This window comes from Hippea maritima DSM 10411 (genome assembly GCF_000194135.1).
Taxonomy (GTDB): Bacteria; Campylobacterota_A; Desulfurellia; order Desulfurellales; family Hippeaceae; genus Hippea; species Hippea maritima.
In genome coordinates, this window is the sequence record NC_015318.1 from 487205 (window position 1) to 506344 (window position 19140).

Here is a 19140-nt window from a genome sequence, read left to right on the forward strand (position 1 = left end):
TGTAAAGTTTAAATTTTAGGAAAAATTTATAAATAATTTGTGCTCTATATGAATTGTTTGCTTAACTCATCTTTTATGTAATTTTTTATTTCATCTCTAACCTTTCTAAAAGCTTTGAGTATTTCTTTTCTATCACCTTTTACCTTAGCTGGGTCTTTAAAGCTTTTATGAATTAACTTTGTTTTTTTAAGATAAGCTGGGCATTTTTCGTTTGCATCGTCGCATAGAGTTATAACTACATCGAAATTTATATCATCGAGTTCTGAAAGTGTTTTTGAGTAGAGGTCTTTTGTGTTCAATCCCTCTTCTTCTAAGACTTCTATGGTGTATGGATTTACACCGTGTTTTTCTGTCCCTGCTGAGTAAATTTCAAATATATCACTTAGATATAGCTTGCCATATGCCTCAGCCATCTGGCTTCTGCATGAATTGCCTGTACACAAAAATAGGAGTTTCTTTTTCATCTCCACACCCCCTGAATTTTTAAAATTATACCGATTGAATTATTACTGTGTAGTTTTTTAAAAAAATCATATACTATAGCTTGACAAAAATCATTTTTTGATTATTTTGTTAGCAGACAGTTGAGGTGAGTGCTAATGAGTAGATTGGACGAAAGAAAGGTGCTGGTTTTGAGCATAATAGTAGATAACTACATAAAGCATAAACAAGCAGCCGGCTCAAGGGTTTTAACAAAGAGATACAATCTAAATTTCTCGCCTGCTACAATGAGGAATGTAATGTTAGATTTAGAGGAGATGGGCTATCTTACTCATACACACACATCTGGTGGTAAAATACCCACTCCTAAAGGTATAAAATTTTATATAGACATGATAATGCAGAACTTTAGCCCTAAGCTTAAAAGTGAATTTGAAAGGATACCATTGAACGATACCTTTGGAAGTTTAGATGATAAGATGAATAAGATTTTAGATACAATGTCTTCTTTGAGTGAAGTTGTGAGTGTTCTTACAATGCCTGATTTCTCAAAAACAAAAATTAAAAACATCCAGTTTATTAGGATAGGTGATGGCAAGATTCTATGCGTTTTGGTTTCTGATAGCAATATTATGGAGACAAAGGTTGTGTCTGTTGAAAAAACACCAACCGATACAGAATTGAAGGAGTTCTCTGAATTTATCAGTGAGAAGTATAAAGGGTATTCGTTAGAAGAGATTGCAGATGAGCTAAGGGGTTATTTAGAAGGAGAAAGACGGCAATGTGAAACACTTATATATAATCTTAAGAAAGAAGCCCAAAAACCCAAGGTTATGGTTGATGGTATTGAAAATATCTTTAAGTATCCGGAATTTCAGAGAGACTTAGAAAAACTCAAGAAGCTTGTAAAAACACTTGAAGATAGAAAAACCTTGCTTGAGCTTATAAGAAGTGCGATAAAGAGTGAACGTTTTATCTTAATAGGAGATGAGTTACCTTTACCTGGATTGGATGAGTTAGGATTTGTGTCTTCAGCTTATAAATATTTAGATAAAAATATTGGTGTAGTAGGTGTTGTTGGTCCTATTAATATGGATTATACAGAAATGATGAACATTATAGAATCAGCCAAAAAGAAAATAAATGACATTTTAAATATCGGAGGATAAGAATGGAAAAGCCAAAGGATAGGCAGAATGAGGAACTCAAGGATACAAAAAATAGTCAACCTAAAGAGCAAAAAGAAACCGAGCAGAAGGACTATCAGGAGGAGTACAATAAGTTAAAAGAGGAATATTTAAGACTTTATGCCGAATTTGATAATTACAGAAAAAGGATCCTGAAAGAGATAGAGGATGCAAAAGAATCTGCAAAACGTTCTGTTATAAATGACTTCTTAACGATACTTGACAACCTTGAAAAGGCCATTGAGATGGCTTATCAGCACAAGGATGCCATTATTGAGGGAATTGAGCTTTCTATTAAATCATTTAAAGATATGCTCAAAAAGCATGGGGTTGAGGAGATCAGTCCTGAGAAAGAAAACTTTGACCCAAATCTTCACGATGCCTTAATGACACAACCATCAGATGAGCTGCCTAAGGATACGGTTATTCAAACGGTTCAAAAGGGTTATATTTACAAAGATAAACTTATAAGACCTGCAAAGGTTATAGTCAGCGCAGGTTCAGCTAACAATGAAAATCAAAATAACAATGATAAGGAGGAATAAACGATGGGAAAGGTTTTAGGAATCGATTTAGGAACAACGAACTCTTGTATGGCTATCATAGAGGGAGGTAAGCCAAGGGTAATACCCAATGCTGAAGGTACAAATACAACGCCAAGCGTTGTGGCATTTACCGATAAAGGTGAAATTTTAGTTGGGCATGCCGCAAAAAGACAAGCTATAACAAACCCAACAAGGACAATATTTTCAGTAAAGAGGCTTATAGGTAGAAGATTTGGCTCAAAGGAAGCTCAGGAGGCTATAAGCAGGCTGCCTTACAAGGTTGTTGAAGGGCCAAACGGTGATTGTCGTATACAGATAGATGGCAAGGAATATACACCACAGGAGATTTCTGCAAAAATATTACAGAAGCTAAAAAGTGATGCCGAGGCTTTCTTAGGTGAAAAAATCACGGATGTTGTAATTACCGTTCCGGCATACTTTGATGATTCTCAGAGAAAGGCAACCAAGGATGCTGGAAAAATTGCAGGTTTGAATGTTTTGAGAATCATTAATGAGCCTACAGCTTCTTCATTGGCATTCGGTCTTGATAGAGAAAAAGAAGGTAAAATAGCTGTTTATGATTTGGGTGGTGGAACATTCGATATATCCATACTTGAGATAGGCGATGGTGTATTCGAGGTTAAATCCACAAACGGTGACACATACCTTGGCGGTGATGATTTTGATAAGGCTTTAATAGATTATGTAGCCGATGAATTCCAAAAGGAAAATGGCATAGATTTAAGAAAAGACGCAATGGCTTTGCAGAGACTTAAAGAGGCGTGTGAAAAGGCAAAGATCGAGCTATCCAGTGCTTTGGAGACAGAGATCAACTTGCCATTTATAACAGCCGATTCAAGTGGTCCAAAACACCTTGTTATGAAGATAACAAGGTCTAAATTCGAGCAACTTGTTATGCCTTTAATAGAAAGGACACTTGAGCCATGTAGACTAGCTTTAAAGGATGCTGGTCTGCAACCAAGCGACATCGACCATGTTATCTTGGTCGGTGGTATGACAAGAATGCCCAAGATTAGGGAGGTTGTTAAAGAGTTCTTTGGCAAAGAGCCAAGAAAAGATATAAACCCGGATGAGGCAGTAGCCTTAGGTGCTGCTATCCAGGGTGGCGTTTTGAAAGGCGATGTTAAGGATGTATTGTTGCTTGATGTAACGCCTCTGTCTTTAGGTATAGAGACATTGGGCGGCGTGATGACAAAGATAATACCAAGGAATACCACTATTCCAACAAGGAAGAGTCAGATATTCACAACAGCTGAGGATAACCAAACAGCCGTTACGATACATGTATTACAGGGTGAAAGGGAGCTTGCAAAGGATAACAAGACGCTCGGTAAGTTTGAGCTTGTGGGTATTCCACCAGCCCCAAGGGGCATACCTCAGATAGAGGTTACATTCGATATAGATGCAAACGGAATACTCAATGTTACAGCTAAAGATAAAGCTACCGGCAAAGAGCAGGCAATTAGGATTACAGCATCAAGTGGCCTAACAGAGGAAGAGATAGAGAAAATGGTAAAAGAGGCAGAAGCCCACGCAGAAGAGGATAGAAGAAGAAGGGAGCTTATTGAAACCAAGAATAAGGCAGACTCCTTGATATACTCCACTGAAAAGAGCTTGAAGGACTTTGGCGATAAGGTTAGCGATGAGGAAAAGAAACAGATTCAGGAAGCTATAGACAATCTCAAGAAGGCAATGGAGAGCGACTCAAAAGAGGAGATAGAAAAGGCCATGGAGGAGTTGGCCAGGAAATCCCATAAGCTGGCTGAGGAGGCCTACAAGAAAGCGCAGGCAGAATCCAAGGAAGGCCAGACTGAAGATCAAACCCAAGCAAACTCCTCTAACAAGGATGAAGAAGAGGTTGTAGAGGCTGAGGTTGAAGAGGACAACACCTCTAAATAATAAAAAAGAATGCAGAATTTGACAAAAAGGGGGTTGAAGAAATTCAATCCCCTTTTTATTATTTATGGGCCTGTGGGCTTAACTTTTTTGTGAGGGGTTGTCCATGAAGGATTACTATGAAATTTTAGGTCTCTCAAGAGATGCATCTCAGGAGGAGATAAAGAAACGTTTTAGGGAACTTGCCATAAAATATCACCCGGATAGGAATCCAGATAGCGAAGAGGCTGAAGAAAAATTCAAAGAGATTAACGAGGCTTATTCTGTACTATCCGACCCCAAAAAAAGAGCACAATACGATCAGTTTGGAAGGGTGGATGAATCCGATTCAGGTTTTGAGGGTGGCTTTAACTTTTCAAGCGCCTTTGATGATTTGTTTGCAGACCTATCCAGCATGTTTGGCGATTTGTTTGGTGACTATCGCCAAGAAAGAAGAAGGCCTCAAAAGGGTGATGATATAGGGGTTAATTTAGAGATTGATTTTAAAGAGGCCGTATTTGGCGCAAAGAAAGAAATCACTATAAAAAGGAGACAGATTTGTCCTGAATGTAAGGGTACAGGTGCAGCTAAAGATGGAATGAAGAGTTGCCCATATTGTAGAGGAATGGGAGAGATATCCTATTCGCAGGGCTTTTTTTCTTTTACAAAAACATGCCCTAAGTGTGGCGGAACGGGTAAGATTATAACTAAGAAATGTCCACATTGCGGTGGTGTTGGTTATGTCTATGAAGAAGAGCGTTTAGAGGTTAATATTAAGCAGGGAATAGATGACGGCAATATTATCCGTATTCAAGGCAAAGGTAATCCAGGGAAATACGGCGGTCCAGACGGTGATTTATACATCTATATTCACGTAAAAGAACATGAGTTTTTCAAGCGCAAGGGTAGGGATATATACGTTGAAATTCCTATTTCACTAACCCAGGCTACTTTAGGTGCTACATTAAAAATACCCACTATATGGGGAGAAAGTGAACTTATAATACCACCTGGAACCCAGAATGGACATATTTTTACACTTAAACATAAAGGGGTTGAGTTAAACGGCATAAAGGGTAATCAAGTGGTTAAAGTTAGGGTTGTGATACCTACAAATCTGACAAAACGCCAAAGAGAGTTACTTGAGGAATTTGCAAAAGAATCTGGAGAGGATTTAACATATAAAGACTCCATACTAGACAAATTTAGGAACCTGTTTAAATGAGTTGGGACGTAGTTACCCTTCCACTTGTGGGTGCTTTTATAGGTTATTCTACCAATTATGTTGCGATAAAGATGCTGTTCCACCCTAAGAAACCGTATTATCTTGGCCGTTTTAGAGTTCCATTTACTCCAGGTCTTATACCGAAACAGAAGGATAAGCTTGTTGAAAAGATATCAGATGTGGTTGCACAAAAGGTTATAAATAAAAAGGAGCTCACGCGTTTCATATACTCAAAGAATAACAGGGGTTTTCTGTATCAATACACCCAACAGATATTCGATGAGGTTTTGAGTAAAAAACTTTCATCAGTAGGGTTACCGTATAATAAAGTAGAAAATTATATATTTCAGTTACTTGATGAAAAAGCAGATAAGATTGTTAGGCAAAAAATAGATGAAATTGATTTGAATATAGATTATCTTGCCTATAATGCTTTGGGGTTGGTTGATAAAAGTAAAACTATAGCCGAATATCTTAAGGATGATACCATAAAAAGGATAAATCAAACATTAGAACTTGTGACTTCTCAATTTTTGGCAAACCTCTCTGATGAGCTAGATGATAGAAAAACTAAAGAGTTGATAAGAAAAAAATTATCAGAAGCACTTGAGGAGTATGCAGAGGATTCGAATATATTGACGGCAAGTTTTGTTTCTATGATTGCTCCTTTAATTGAAGAAAACGATAGGGTTGTAGACACTATTGTTGATAAGCTAAAAGCGTTTATGAGTGATAAGCAGATAAAAAACAAGATTTGCAATGGTATAAAACAGGCCGTGAAGAATGAGTTGTTATCCTTAAAATTAGATGAATTACTTCTGAGGTTCACTTCAAAAGACTTTGACCAACTAAGGGTAGACCTATCAAAAAAAGCCAAAGGGTTGATGGAATCTCTAAATGTTAAGGAGAAGATTTCAGAGGCTGTTATCGCATCGATAGACAAAAGGGCTATATCAAAAAAAGCGGTGGCTTTGATAAGGTTGAATCTAAACAGATACACCTTCTATGATGTTATAGAGTTCATACTTCCTCAATTGAGAAAAAAACTCAATAGATTTATTGTGAATAACCTTTTAATTTTAATAAAGCGCCAGAGCGATAGAATATTTGATTTTGACATAAAGAAAAATGCTAAAGAGAAGCTTCAAAAATTGGATATAGGCCAAATAGAGGAAATAATTCTAAGTATAAGTAAGGAGCAATTTGGTTATATAAATATGTTTGGTGGTATATTGGGGTTTCTAATAGGATTGATAGAGGTGCTTATAAGATGAGTGAGGCTTTTGATAGGCTTGTAAATACGATAAAAAGACTTAGGGCTCCTGATGGTTGCCCTTGGGATAGAAAACAGACACTTTACTCTTTAAAGCAAAATGTGATAGAGGAGGTTTTTGAATTTATAGATGCATTGGATAGGAAGGATATAGAAAACATTAAAGAAGAATTGGGTGATATGCTTTTGCATGTAATTTTTCACTCTATTATTGCTCAAGAGGATGGGTTATTTAATCTTGATGATGTAATAAATGGGGTAAATGAAAAGCTCATTAGACGTCATCCCCATGTGTTTGGCGATTTGAAGGTTGAAGATGTTGATGAGGTTCTAAAAAACTGGGAGCAGATAAAACTATCAGAGAAGAATAAGAAGCCCACTCATCTGCTTGATGGTCTTCCGAGAGGCCTTCCGCCCATTGAAAGGGCTTATAAAATTCAAAAGAAGGTAAGCAAGGTTGGTTTTGATTTTGAAAGCCCTGATGATGCGTTTGATAAGGTTGAAGAGGAATTTTTGGAGCTAAAAAGGGCTTTTGAAATTGGTAAAAAGGAAGAGTTAGAAAATGAAGTTGGCGATTTGATATTTGCTGTTTTGAATTTTGCGAGGATGTGCGGTATAAATGCATCAGAAGCCCTAAGAAAGACCTCTTTGAGGTTTGAGGATAGATTTAACTGCATAGAGGATAAATTAAAATCATTGGGTTTGAGTTTTGAGGATGTTAATTTGGAGCAGATGGATAATTTATGGGATGAGTGCAAGGGTCAGCTGAAAGGTTGATTAGTAGAGCCTTACAATCTGCTCGGCTACACAGGCTGGTTTTTCTTCATCTTTTATTTCAACGGTTATTTTATAGATTATTTCAACCCCGTTATCTATCCTTTTCACACTTATTGGCATCATTTTTGCCCTGATAGATGAGTTCACTTTAACAGGTGAGGGAAATCTTACTCTATTTAGCCCATAATTTATTCTCAAGCTCATTTCTGGATAGTTTTTTTGAAAGTATTCTTTTGAATTACTCTTAGTTAGGTATGGAATCATAGATAGGGTTAAAAACCCATGGGCTATAGTGGTTTTATATGGGGATAAAATTTTAGCTTTTTCTGGGTCTGTGTGTATCCATTGTTTATCACCTGTAACTTTGGCAAAATTATCTATTCTATCTTGTGTTATCTTCACCCATTCGCCTGTATAGATTGTTTTGTTTAGCTTGTCTCTGTATATCTGGATAAGCCTATCGTATTTGTCCATTCTTTCTTTCCATTAATAGACTTTTGAAATCACTTTCTGGCATGGGTCTGTAAAATAGATATCCCTGAAAACAGCTACACCCCATCTCCTTAAGTATATCAAACTGTTCTTTTGTTTCCACTCCTTCTGCAATTGTCTGTATATTTAGCTCTTTTGCTAAGAATATTATTGATCTTACTATGTTTCTTGTTTTTTCGTCACTTAATGCTCGAATAAAGGACATATCTATTTTTAAAAAGTCCACAGGCAATTTTGCAAGATACGACAAAGAAGAATAGCCTGTACCAAAATCATCCACAGAAAATGAAATACCCTTTTCTCTAAACCTGAGTATAAGTTTATTTAGGTGTTCAAACTTTTCCAAAAATGCTCTTTCAACAATTTCAAACTTTAGGTATCTTGTATCTATCTTGTTTTGCTTTATCTTTAATATAACCCTCTCAAAAAGGTCTTTGCTGTTTAAGGACTTAATCGAAAGGTTGATTGCAATAGGATAGGGAGGTATACCTTCTTTCTTTGTTTGGCTTATAAAACTCACTACACTCTCTATAAACTTATCTTCTACTTTTATTATAAGTTCTGATTGTTCGAGTTGTGATATAAACTCAGATGGCGGAATGATTTTATCATTTTTTATCCATCTTATTAATGCCTCTGCACCCATTATTAAGCCGTTTCTGTCAACACATGGCTGGTAATAGGGTTTAAACTCATTGTTATGTAAAGCAGACTCAAGTTCAGCCTTAAGTTTTATTAGTTTTGTTGCCTTTGTTTCAAAGTTCTTTCTAAAAAAGCCTATTCTATCTTCTCCTCTCGATCTTGCATCCGCTAATGCAATTTGAGCCTTATTTAGAAGCTCTTTTGTTGATGTTCCATCCTTTGGGTATAAACTTAAGCCTATGTTGAATGAAAGAATAATATTTGAATTATTTATTCTGTATGGTTTTGCTAGTTCTTTGAGTATTCTCTCTAAAGCGATTAATGAGTCTTCTTCTTTTTTTAAATCTTTTAAAATTATACCAAACCTATCGGATTCAAGTTTTGCCACTATATCGTAATTGAATGTAGCGCTTTTTAACCTCTGGGCAACTTGAGTGAGTATTTGATTACCTGTCTCAAAACCAAATGCTTCATTTATATTTTTGAATGATAGAGGGTTTATTACGGCTATTGCACCGATTAGTTCCTCTTTTTTCGCCCTTATAAGGAATTTTTCTATAGATTCTACAAACGCTTTTGAATTTAAAAGTCCCGTTAATGAATCGTAATGTAGTAGTTTATTTAGCTCATTTAATAAGTCGTTCTCTGGGGTTATTTGTTTGCCTACTCCTATAAAATATTCCACGGAGTCGTTTTCTTTATGTGGGGTTATTGTGGCTAAGAAACTCTCTAGTTTGCCATCTTTTTTTCTATATGTTATGGCTTTTGATATAGACTCACCCGTTTTTAATTTGGTTATAAGGTTTTTTATGGAATCTTTATCCTCATCTTTTACTAGAAAGTCAATAAGGGATTTGTTTATTACATCTTTGTTTGAATATCCAGAGACCTTTTTTAAAGAATCATTGATATACACGAATTTTAAGTTTTTATCCACTATGAAAACAAACTCGAATCCTATATTTATAGCTGTTAGGACTATGTTGAGAAACCTTTCTTTATCTATTTTACCTAAGGTGACCTCTATCTGTTTTGCTACAGTGTTGACTAATTCAAATAACTTTTTGTCAAATATATTTTTTTGGGTCGATACAAGAACTAAAGCTGCCTCTGTTTTTCCTTTTTCTTTTATAGGGATGGAGCAGCAAGAACCTATGCCATATATAGTTGCTATTTCGCTTATAGGTTTCAATTTTTCATCCATTGCATTGTTTTGTATATAAACCCTGCCATTTTTTAGTGTTTTTAGGGCTGGTATGGCTAATAGAGGGTTGTTGTTTATTATAACTTGAAGTTTCTTTGTCATATCTTTATATTTCCTATTTTTTGCGGTGGTGTTGGTTATGATTATTTTGTTGTTATGAACCTTTATCATAAATGAGATGTTTATTTGGGCGAATTTTACAAAAAGTTTTGTTAGTTTTTTGAGGTATTCTCGTTTCGATTTTATCTGAGTTGATATATTTGTTAGATGAAACAATATATTATACAAGCTTGATTGAAACTTTAGCCTTTCTGAGTAGATAACTTCTTTTGTTATGTTTCTGGATAAATCTACAAATCTATAAACTTCCCCATTGTGAAGTATGGGTGTTATGAGTGAGTCTAAATAAAAAATCGAGCCATTTTTGGTTTTGTTTGTGAATTTTGCAGAGAATGTTTTTCCTGATAATATTGTATTCCAAAGGTTTTCATAAAATTTTTTATCATGGTAGCCTGATTTAAATATATTTGGCTTTTTGCCTAAAAGTTCGTTTCTTGAGTATCCTGAAATATCGCTTACAGCTTTGTTCGCTTTTAATATAACACCATCTCTGTTGGTTATTATTGCCCATTCATGCGTTTTTTCTAACGCTTCATTGAATAATGCCATATCCTTTTGATTCTGGATCTTTTCTAAAGCAAATGACAGGTTAAGCTGCAATCTTTCTAAAAGTTCCATATGGTTTTCATCAAATGCATAAGGTGTTGTATCAAGAAGAATTATAATATACTCAACCCTTTCATTTTTGATTATCGGGATTGAGCATGCTGAGTGTATATTGAAATTAATGTAAAACTCATTCCAGTAGGCCATATTTGGATTTGTTTTAACCTCAGGAATAAGAATGACCTTTTTGGATTGATACGCTTTTGAAGCTGAACCTCTACCATACGGTTTTTCAGGATCAACACCTATAAGGTGTTTTTTTGTGAGTTTCTCTGCTTCCTTTAATTTTGCCCTTATAAATAATTTATCTATGAGCTTTGTCTCTTCATCTACCTTTCCAACAATGCATTCGGTATATCCTATTTTATCTACTATAAGATTGGCTAGTTTTCTGAAAAGTTCAAGCTCATCATTCTCTGTGAGTATGAGTTCATTTATCTGGCTTAGGGCAAAAATAGCTTTTCGTATGCTTTTTCTTGTGTTTTGTCTATAACCATAACGAGGCCAAAAGGTTTGCCAAGATGAGTTATGGTATGGGCAAAGACTATAGCTGGTTTTAAAAATCCTTCTTTTGTTTTGAAGTGGATTTCTGAATATTTTGATGAGAATCTTTTTCCCTTTAAGCGTTCGGCTATGTTGTATAAAGCAAGTTTTTTTTCTGGTCCTTCTATTAAATCGGCTGCAACTTTACCAATTAGTTCTTCTTCTGTATAACCTGTGAGTTTTTTGAAGGTTTCATTAACAAATATAATTTTTCCTTTTTCTTCGTATACATAAATTCCTATTATAGTTGAATCTTTTATAGCGTTTACTATTTCACTATTTTGCATTTTATCACTTAATCTTTCTGGGAACCCTTTCTAAAATACCCTATATACTCATATGTATTGTATTTTTAAACATTTAATTTGTCAAAACTATTATTTGTCTATAAAATTTATTTATTTAAATGCACGAGTGTGAAAAGCTGTTTTTTTAGAAGTTTTTATGTGCTATGTGTTAAAAAACCCTTAAATTTTCATAAATTCCATTAAAAAGCCTTTCTCTTGATTCAACGCTTGCCCAAGCAATATGCGGTGTTAAAATAATTCTATCTTTAAATTTTAGTAGAGGATTTTCTGGGGTGATTGGTTCTTTCTCAAAAACATCCAATCCAACATAGATGTTTTTTGTCTTGAGAATTCTTGCAAGGTCTTTTTCGTTAATTATACCACCTCTTCCAACATTTATTAAGACTGAATTGTCTCTTAAAAGTGATAATCGCTCGAAATTTAAAAGATTTTTCGTATTTTTATTAAGAGGAGCATGGATAGAAATAATGTCTGATGAGCTCAATAATTCATTTAAATCTACTCTTCTAAATTCGTTTGAAAAGTTTTTGCCAGAAGTTGAATAATAGATTACACTTGCACCAAAACATTTTGCTATATTAGCTACTTTTTTGCCAATATTTCCTAATCATATAATTCCCCACGTTTTACCTGTGATTTCCCACCAGTTTTGAATGTGGGTAAATATATTACTTTTTGGATAGTCTTTTTGAACATAATTATCAAAATATTTAATTTTACAGATTAAAGAAAGTGCAATAGCGAAAGTTACCTGAACAACTGAGTCTGTCGAGTAGCCAACAACATTTTTTACGATTATTCCTTTACTTTTTGCATAGTCGATGTCAACATTATCCGTGCCTGTTGCAGCTACCTGAATCAATTTTAACTTATTAGCATTATCTATAACATTTTTATCAATTTTAACTTTATTTGTAATGATAACTTCAGCATCTTTAACCCGTCCTATAACTTCATTGGCAGTTGTAGTATTAAAAACTTCCAATTCCCCAAATTCTTCTAATCTTTTCCAGTTTACATTACCCAATGTTAATGCATCTAAAACCACTATTTTCATAAAGCCTCCCCAAGAAAAGATTAAATAACCGTATTGGTTTTGTCAAATTATTTGATGGCATTTTGTTTTTCTATCTTGTTAAGTAATTCAGAAGCATGGGTAACGTTTTTTCAGCATTGCCAATAATTACATCATCTGCAAACATCGAAATGGCTGAATATTCTGCATTAAACTCAACCACATATTTACCCATTCGCTGGGCTATTTTTGGTAGTCCTGCAGCGGGTTGTACCCCACCGCTTGTACCTACAGATATAAAAACATCACAACTGGCAGCAAGTGCCATTGCTTTTTTGATTAGTTCAACATCTAAGCTCTCACCAAACCAAACTACATTGGGTCGTGTTCTTATACTCTGGCAGTATTTACATTTTGGTGGGAGTTGATCATCCTTGTAGATTGTCTGATCATGGTATATTTTGTTACATATCAGACATTTAACTTCAAATATATTGCCGTGTAACTCATAGACCGATTTATTTCCTGCTTTTGTATGGAGATTGTCTATATTTTGGGTTATAAGAGCAAATCCATCTTTAAATATCCTTTCAAGCTCAACAAGAACATAATGCGCTTTGTTGGGTTCTGCTTGCTTTATGAGTTTTTTCCTGTAGTTGTACCACTGCCAGACCTTTTTAGGATCTTTATGAAATGCCTCTAAAGTTGCAAACTCACTAATAGAGTATTTACCCCAAAGCCCATCTTCGCCTCTAAATGTTGGTATGCCGCTTGCTTTGGATATACCTGCGCCTGTAAGTATGGTGATCCTTTTTGCTTTTTTTATTTTATCTGCTGCTTTCTTTATCCTTTCAATCACCTTCAACACCCAAGATTATTTTTGATGAATTCTCCAGAGCACTTATTAGCTGTAGTGCTCCAAAAAGTGTATCGGAATAGGCAAAAACACCATGTCCTTTAGCTACAACTATCTGTTTTTGGGTTTCTTTTAAGTATTGCGGAATAATCTCTTTTGCTGTTTGCCAGTTATTGTAGGGTATATCCAGGATGTCTACACTCTTTAAAAACAAGCTTCCTTCATAGTCTATTGGTTCTATTGTTTTATATCCCTTGAGGGAAAGGATGATGGTAGATATAGAGTGAGCATGCAGGATAGCCTTGGATTTTTTGTTTAATTTGTAAATATTTATATGAATTTCAACCTCACTTGATGCAGCATTCCATCTTACATCCCTCTCAAAACCAATCTTTACTATGTCTTTGCCTCTTAAGTTGTACAGGCTCTTTCCCGTCTTTGTTATCCATACTCCATCTTTTGCCTTAAAACTCATATTGCCGCTTGATGCATCCACAAGGCCTGAAAGAAACATCATATTCCCTATACGTCTAAATTCCCCTATCATTGCCTCTTCTCCTTTGGATATACAAATAAACTGTTATTAACACCAAAGAAAACGCCACTATATATGTGTATGTGTGATGAAGCATTCTCTTTACCATTTCTGGATTATTGCCCACACTAAAGCCTATAAACGCCAATATTCCTACCCAGATTCCAGCGCCTAAAAACGTAAAAATACTAAATTTTACCAGATTCATCCTTGCAATACCTGCAGGTAAGGAGATGTACTGTCTAATACCGGGCAATAATCTTCCAATAAAAGTGCTGATTTCCCCGTGTTTATTGAAATAGTCATCAACCTTTTTAAGGGTTTTTTCGCCCAAGCCTACATATTTTCCGTATTTTGCTAAAAATGGATGACCGAGTTTTATAGAGATAAAATAGTTAAATAACGCCCCTGCAAGGCTCCCAAGAATAGATGATACTATAACAATCCATAAATCCATTTGGCCTTTGGCAGCAAGATAAGCAGCAGGTGGCACAACAACCTCACTTGGAAAGGGAAAGAAAGAGCTTTCTAAAAACATCAATATAAAAATTCCTCCATATCCTCCATATCCTATAGCGGATACTATAAATTCAACTATCTTGCCAAGCACTTAACACCTCTTTTATTTCGCTAAAAGTTTTATTGTATTCTTCAAAGAATTCGCTTTTTGGGTTTTCTTGAATTTTTTGCTGAATAATTCTTAGTTGTTTTTTTAATTTATCTAACTTGAACTGAGCTAAAAGATACAAAAGCACCTTTCTTCTTTGGTATCTTTCATTTATGTCGGTTTGCGGTAGGGAGATGAGTTTGTAGAATAATTTTTTCTGGCTATCGGATAGGTTTTTTTCAAATGCCTCTATGCTAAATTCTTCGCCACTTAAATAAAACCTTACTGCGTTTAAGTAAAGCTCTTTTTGTAGCCCCTCAAATTCATCTTTAAAGTCATCTAAATCCTCAATCCATGCCATCAATTCTATATCCCTTAGAATGATACTGAGAAGTGCCTCTTGTTTTGTTATTGATGATAAAAATTCAAATGATGCTGTTTTAGCTAAGAATGCATCCTCTGAAACATTAAACACCCTTGAGGCTTTTGATGTGTATGCTGCCTTGAGTATAGGTTCCTGAACACTTAGGATTATGGGTTTTAACTCTTCTATTGCTCTCATCTTTTCCGATGGGTGTTCTATGTCGTATTTGTTTTTTATAAAGTCTATTATATAGCTAAAATAATCCTTAGCCGACGATAGTTTTTTAATATAAGCCTCTTTTGAGTTATTTCTTATAAAGCTATCCGGGTCCTCGCCTTTATCCAATATTACAACAAAGGGTTTCATCTCGCTGCTCAATATTGTGGGGGCGCTTCTTAGAATTGCTCTGAAACCTGCATCGTCAGCATCGTAGTTCATGTAGATTTTATCTGCCATTCTCTTTAATATGTTTATATGAAACCTCGATAGAGCTGTTCCTAATGTAGCTGTAGAATTTTTTATGCCACTTATCTGTAGCCTTAAGCAATCCATATAGCCTTCTGTAACTATAACCTCTTTTGTTTTTCTTATTTCATCTTTTGCTAAATTCAGGCCGAAAAGCACCTTCTGTTTTGAGAATATGGGCGTTTCGGGTGAATTTAGATATTTGGCTTTGGTTTTGTCGTCGTTTAGTATCCTTCCACCAAAGGCTATCGTTTGCCCGTGTTCGTTTTTTATTGGAAATATTATGCGATTAGAGAACCTATTAAACACTCCCCTGCTGCCTTGGATAAATATTCCAGAATTTATTAGTTCTTTTTCCTTAAAACCCTCTTTTTTTAGTATTTTTTCAAGTTCTGAGCTTTCAGGTGCAAAGCCTATTTTGAAAAGCTCTATTGCATCATCGTTTATCTGTCTATTTTTTAAATAGTCCAAAGCTGTTTTATTTAACTTGAGTTTTTCAAAAAAGTATTTCTCAGCTATTGAGTGAATTTCAAAGAGTGCATCGTTTTTTGAACGTTCTTTTATGTGAATAGGTATGTTATATCGCTTTGCAAGTTCTCTTATGGCTTCTTTGAAGTCTAAGTTCTCTATTTTCATTAAAAATGTAATGACATCTCCACTCTCTCCACAGCCAAAACAGTGATAGAATCCACCTTTTGGATTTACGGAGAATGATGGTGTTTTTTCGTGGTGGAATGGGCATAGACCGAAATAGTTTGAGCCGCGTTTCTTTAGTGAAACATAGCCCGATATAAAATCCACTATATCAACCCTTTTTTTTATTTCTTCTACTATGTCTTTCATTTAAGTTCCACTATAGTTGCCCCATCTCCACCTTCATGGGGTGGGGCAGGGTGAAATTCTTTTACATGGGGTAGTTGTTTTAAAGTCTCTCTTACCATATCTTTTAATATTCCATTACCTATGCCGTGAACTATGCGGGCAGTTTTTATAGATTGCAAAGAGAGTGAATCTATAAATTTCACAAGATCGAAATAAGCCTCATCCCTGCGCTTGCCTATAAGATTTAACTCTAAAGAAACATCGGATAATTTTGTATTTACCTTTATTTGTTTTTCTTCTTTTTTATGTTCTATTTTGCTTAGACTTGATAGTTTAACGTTTAAGAGTTTTCCCTCTATTTCAACGGTAGCTTTATCTGATTTTATCGATGTTATCGTGCCTTTTAAACCGTTAAATAAAACAGCTTCACCAACCCTAAATAAAGGAACTTCTTGTTTTTGTTTTTCATCTTTGAATAAATTTTTTGATTGTTGTTTTATTTGGTTTATCTTTTTGTGGGCTTTCGATATATTTTTCGTTTTGAGTAATTGGGATATTTCATTCTTTAAAGATTCCAATAACTTTTCGTACTCCTTTTGCTTTTGATACTGCTCCTCTTTTAGTTTCTGTATGAGCTCTTCTTTTTCCTTCTTTTCATTTTCGATTAGATTTATGTATCTTTCTTTGGTTTTGGCAAGTGCATTTTTGGCTTTTGTGTAATGTTCAATGGTTTTCTGAAGCTGACCTTCAAGTTTGTTGAATATGCTTGCCTGATTTGAGTAGAATTCATGCGCTTCATTTGTTATTTGCTTATCTACATTTAATGTTTTTAATATTTCAATGCCGTAGCTTTTTCCTATTCTATCGTATGTCAGTTTGTATGTGGGTTTTAATGTTTTTGTGTTAAACTCAAATGCTGCTACTCTAAACCCCTCGGATTCTAAAATATAGGCCAATTTTTTATAGTGAGTAGTAGCGCATACAGGGCATTTTTTAGCTGTATTTTTTATAATTGAGTATGCCACGGCTTCGCCCTCATCTGGAGAAGTGCCCGAACCTATTTCATCTATAAGCATCATTGTATTTGATGTGGCTTTTTTGAAAGCCTCTCTGAATGCAACAATTTTTGAAGAGAATCCGCTCAACGATTCAAATATATCTTGTTCATCACCTATAATAGCAAAAACATTATCAAAACTCCCTATAGTTAGTTGTTCTGCATTAGGCGGTATTGCTGAAAAAATTCCAACTATTAAAAGTCCTATAGTTTTTAGGAATACAGTTTTACCACCCGTATTGGGTCCTGTGATTATAAGTTTCCTGTTTGTAGATAAATCTATATCAACAGGTATTGTTTTTTCCTTTATTGCTGCAAGTATAGGGTGTTTTGCTCTTTTTGCTTTAATTATTGGATCTGAGCTAAACTCGATATCGCACTCCGGTAAGTTTTTCGAGTAATGATATTTGGCAACAATGACATCAAAAACTCCTAATTTTTTTTCATTGTGCCTTAATCTGTTGGCATTTTCTCTTACTTGATGGGTTAGATTTGTTAAAATCCTTCTCCTTTCTGCTTCCTCTTGAGCTGTAATATCTTCTAAATGTGAATTTTCTTTAAATACGGCATCCGGTTCTACAAAAAAACCGCCGCTTTTTCCTATGTCTATTATGCGACCCGATATATATTCTTTATAATTTGGTTTAAGAAGTAGTGTGTATCGGGAGCGTTTAAGAAAGATAGCCGTATCTAAAAGAATATCCCTTAAACGACCATGCATTAGATTTTTTAAAATTCTTGTAATGTTCTGAGATATTTGCTGTTTTTGTTGTCTTATTTCGAATAAGTGTGCTGTTGCTGAATCCTTTAAAAAGCCGTAATCGTCAATAGTTTTGTTTATCTCATCGAGTAGGCTTAGGGGTATGTCAAAGTTTATATATTCTTCGTATAGCTCTGGATTGTTTTGTTCTATTTCCTCTTTTATGTACAGTAGTAGAGAGATGAAGTTGCCTATACTTTTTAGTTCTTTTTCATCAAGCATACCATTAAATGAATCTTCAATGATTGATTTTATAAAAACATCGTCAAGTACTAATGCTCCCCATTTGGTAAAGTGTTCAAAAAATTCATTGAGCATTTGAAAATTACTTTTTGCTAATTCTATATCAAATATAGGCTTTAGTTTTTTTAGCTGCTCTTTACCGTATTCCGTTTGTATATGTTTTTGAATTAAATCCTTTAACTTGTTGTACTGCAGAATCTCTAATGTATCTTTCATATTACTACGCTAAAACATTTTACGAAGTTTTCATATATATCTTTTCCGAACTCGCTCACAAAGAAGTCTATATTGTCTTTTAGAGCTTCAAATGTTGTTTTTGGGTTTTCGTCTTTATATTCCCTCTTTGATGTTATAGCATCGAATATGTCACATATAGAACATATTTTAGCAAAAATGTTTATATCTGTTTTGCCATAAGGATAACCCGATCCATCTTTTCTTTCATGGTGTTCAAGTATGATTCTTTCAATAATTGGAGAGCGAATCTTTAGGTCGTTTCTAATTATTTCAACACCGTAAATTGTATGTTTTTTTATCTCCTCATATTCTTCTTTTGAGTATTTACCTTTTTTTAGTAAAATTTCTGGGTCTATTTTTAACATGCCTATATCGTGTAAAAAATAGCCCTTCGAGATTTCCTCAAGTTTTTGTGTGGATAAGTCTGTAAACATCTTTTTTGTTAGCATCGAAGCGTATATTCCTACGTTGAACATATGAACGGCTAAGTTGTGCACGTCGCTCTTTATGAATGACAGAAAAATCGCCATGGCTTTTTCGTCGTTTATTGCGTTGGCTATAAAGAGTGATATATTTTTTGATATATCTCTTGCTATGTTTAAATCCCTGTTGTTTACCAGGTTTTCCAAGTTATCTATTAGTGAGATGTATATGGCGTACATTTTATTCTTTTTTGACATTAATGGGTCTTTTAAAATATCATCTATATTTTTGCATATGTATTTTTTGTATTCCTTTAATTGAGAGATAGGAATATAGGCTATAAAATTTGAATTGTATTTTAATGCAGGATTATCCTTATCAAATGGTTTGTCTTTGCTAAGCAAAAGTACAGGCTTAGTTTCCTCTAAAATATATATATCAAAATCTCTCTTTTGCGATGGCTTTATAAGTTTTAGTCTTATGGGGGTAAACTTCAT

Annotated in this window: 16 protein-coding genes and 1 pseudogene; 6 read left to right on the plus strand and 11 right to left on the minus strand. The window is 34.5% G+C overall.

Annotated elements, in window-relative coordinates; translation table 11 throughout:
• Nucleotides 1-44: 44 nt before the first annotated feature.
• On the minus strand, nt 45-464 hold the full coding sequence (locus HIPMA_RS02490; protein ID WP_013681495.1) for an arsenate reductase ArsC: 420 nt from the start codon (nt 462-464) through the stop codon (nt 45-47).
• 135 nt (nt 465-599) lie between these two features.
• Here HIPMA_RS02490 and hrcA point away from each other — a divergent pair, with 135 nt between their 5' ends.
• The 6 genes from hrcA to mazG all read left to right on the plus strand — a co-directional run bounded on the left by hrcA (nt 600) and on the right by mazG (nt 7344).
• On the plus strand, nt 600-1610 hold the full coding sequence (hrcA, locus tag HIPMA_RS02495; RefSeq protein ID WP_013681496.1) for a heat-inducible transcriptional repressor HrcA: 1011 nt from the start codon (nt 600-602) through the stop codon (nt 1608-1610).
• Nucleotides 1611-1612: 2 nt separating this feature from the next.
• On the plus strand, nt 1613-2173 hold the full coding sequence (locus tag HIPMA_RS02500; protein ID WP_013681497.1) for a nucleotide exchange factor GrpE: 561 nt from the start codon (nt 1613-1615) through the stop codon (nt 2171-2173).
• Nucleotides 2174-2176: 3 nt separating this feature from the next.
• Complete coding sequence (gene dnaK, locus HIPMA_RS02505) at nt 2177-4093, plus strand: molecular chaperone DnaK (protein ID WP_013681498.1); 1917 nt, start codon at nt 2177-2179, stop codon at nt 4091-4093.
• A 103-nt stretch (nt 4094-4196) separates the two neighbouring features.
• The gene (gene dnaJ / locus HIPMA_RS02510; protein ID WP_013681499.1) at nt 4197-5294 is read left to right on the plus strand and encodes a molecular chaperone DnaJ; all 1098 of its coding nucleotides are present in this window, start codon (nt 4197-4199) and stop codon (nt 5292-5294) included.
• Nucleotides 5291-6568 carry a DUF445 family protein gene (locus HIPMA_RS02515; protein ID WP_013681500.1) on the plus strand — a complete coding sequence of 426 codons (1278 nt, stop codon included), beginning with the start codon at nt 5291-5293 and terminating at the stop codon, nt 6566-6568. Before dnaJ ends, HIPMA_RS02515 begins: the two co-directional genes overlap by 4 nt.
• Nucleotides 6565-7344, plus strand: a complete 780-nt coding sequence (gene mazG / locus HIPMA_RS02520; protein WP_013681501.1) for a nucleoside triphosphate pyrophosphohydrolase — start codon at nt 6565-6567, stop codon at nt 7342-7344. Before HIPMA_RS02515 ends, mazG begins: the two co-directional genes overlap by 4 nt.
• Here the strand turns inward: mazG and HIPMA_RS02525 are convergent, their stop codons facing one another.
• The 10 genes and pseudogenes from HIPMA_RS02525 to HIPMA_RS09055 form a co-directional block, all read right to left on the minus strand.
• Complete coding sequence (locus HIPMA_RS02525; protein ID WP_013681502.1) at nt 7345-7818, minus strand: MaoC family dehydratase; 474 nt, start codon at nt 7816-7818, stop codon at nt 7345-7347. It abuts the gene before it with no gap.
• Complete coding sequence (locus HIPMA_RS02530; protein WP_013681503.1) at nt 7802-10876, minus strand: EAL domain-containing protein; 3075 nt, start codon at nt 10874-10876, stop codon at nt 7802-7804. The genes HIPMA_RS02525 and HIPMA_RS02530 overlap by 17 nt, the downstream gene beginning before the upstream one ends.
• Nucleotides 10852-11238: a PAS domain S-box protein gene (locus tag HIPMA_RS02535; RefSeq protein WP_013681504.1), complete on the minus strand. Its 387-nt coding sequence runs from the start codon at nt 11236-11238 to the stop codon at nt 10852-10854. Before HIPMA_RS02535 ends, HIPMA_RS02530 begins: the two co-directional genes overlap by 25 nt.
• Before the next feature lie 169 nt (nt 11239-11407).
• A pseudogene (locus tag HIPMA_RS09860) lies at nt 11408-12316 on the minus strand (D-2-hydroxyacid dehydrogenase).
• Between the two features lie 70 nt (nt 12317-12386).
• On the minus strand, nt 12387-13133 hold the full coding sequence (locus HIPMA_RS02545) for an SIR2 family NAD-dependent protein deacylase (protein ID WP_013681505.1): 747 nt from the start codon (nt 13131-13133) through the stop codon (nt 12387-12389).
• Nucleotides 13126-13677, minus strand: a complete 552-nt coding sequence (locus HIPMA_RS02550) for a class II aldolase/adducin family protein (protein WP_013681506.1) — start codon at nt 13675-13677, stop codon at nt 13126-13128. The genes HIPMA_RS02545 and HIPMA_RS02550 overlap by 8 nt, the downstream gene beginning before the upstream one ends.
• Complete coding sequence (locus tag HIPMA_RS02555) at nt 13661-14275, minus strand: DedA family protein (RefSeq protein ID WP_013681507.1); 615 nt, start codon at nt 14273-14275, stop codon at nt 13661-13663. Before HIPMA_RS02555 ends, HIPMA_RS02550 begins: the two co-directional genes overlap by 17 nt.
• A complete protein-coding gene (gene dnaG / locus HIPMA_RS02560; RefSeq protein WP_013681508.1) occupies nt 14256-15944 on the minus strand; it encodes a DNA primase in 1689 nt (562 codons plus the stop codon). Before dnaG ends, HIPMA_RS02555 begins: the two co-directional genes overlap by 20 nt.
• Nucleotides 15941-18199, minus strand: a complete 2259-nt coding sequence (locus tag HIPMA_RS02565; protein ID WP_013681509.1) for an endonuclease MutS2 — start codon at nt 18197-18199, stop codon at nt 15941-15943. Before HIPMA_RS02565 ends, dnaG begins: the two co-directional genes overlap by 4 nt.
• The gene (locus tag HIPMA_RS09055) at nt 18196-19140 is read right to left on the minus strand and encodes an HD-GYP domain-containing protein (RefSeq protein ID WP_013681510.1); all 945 of its coding nucleotides are present in this window, start codon (nt 19138-19140) and stop codon (nt 18196-18198) included. Before HIPMA_RS09055 ends, HIPMA_RS02565 begins: the two co-directional genes overlap by 4 nt.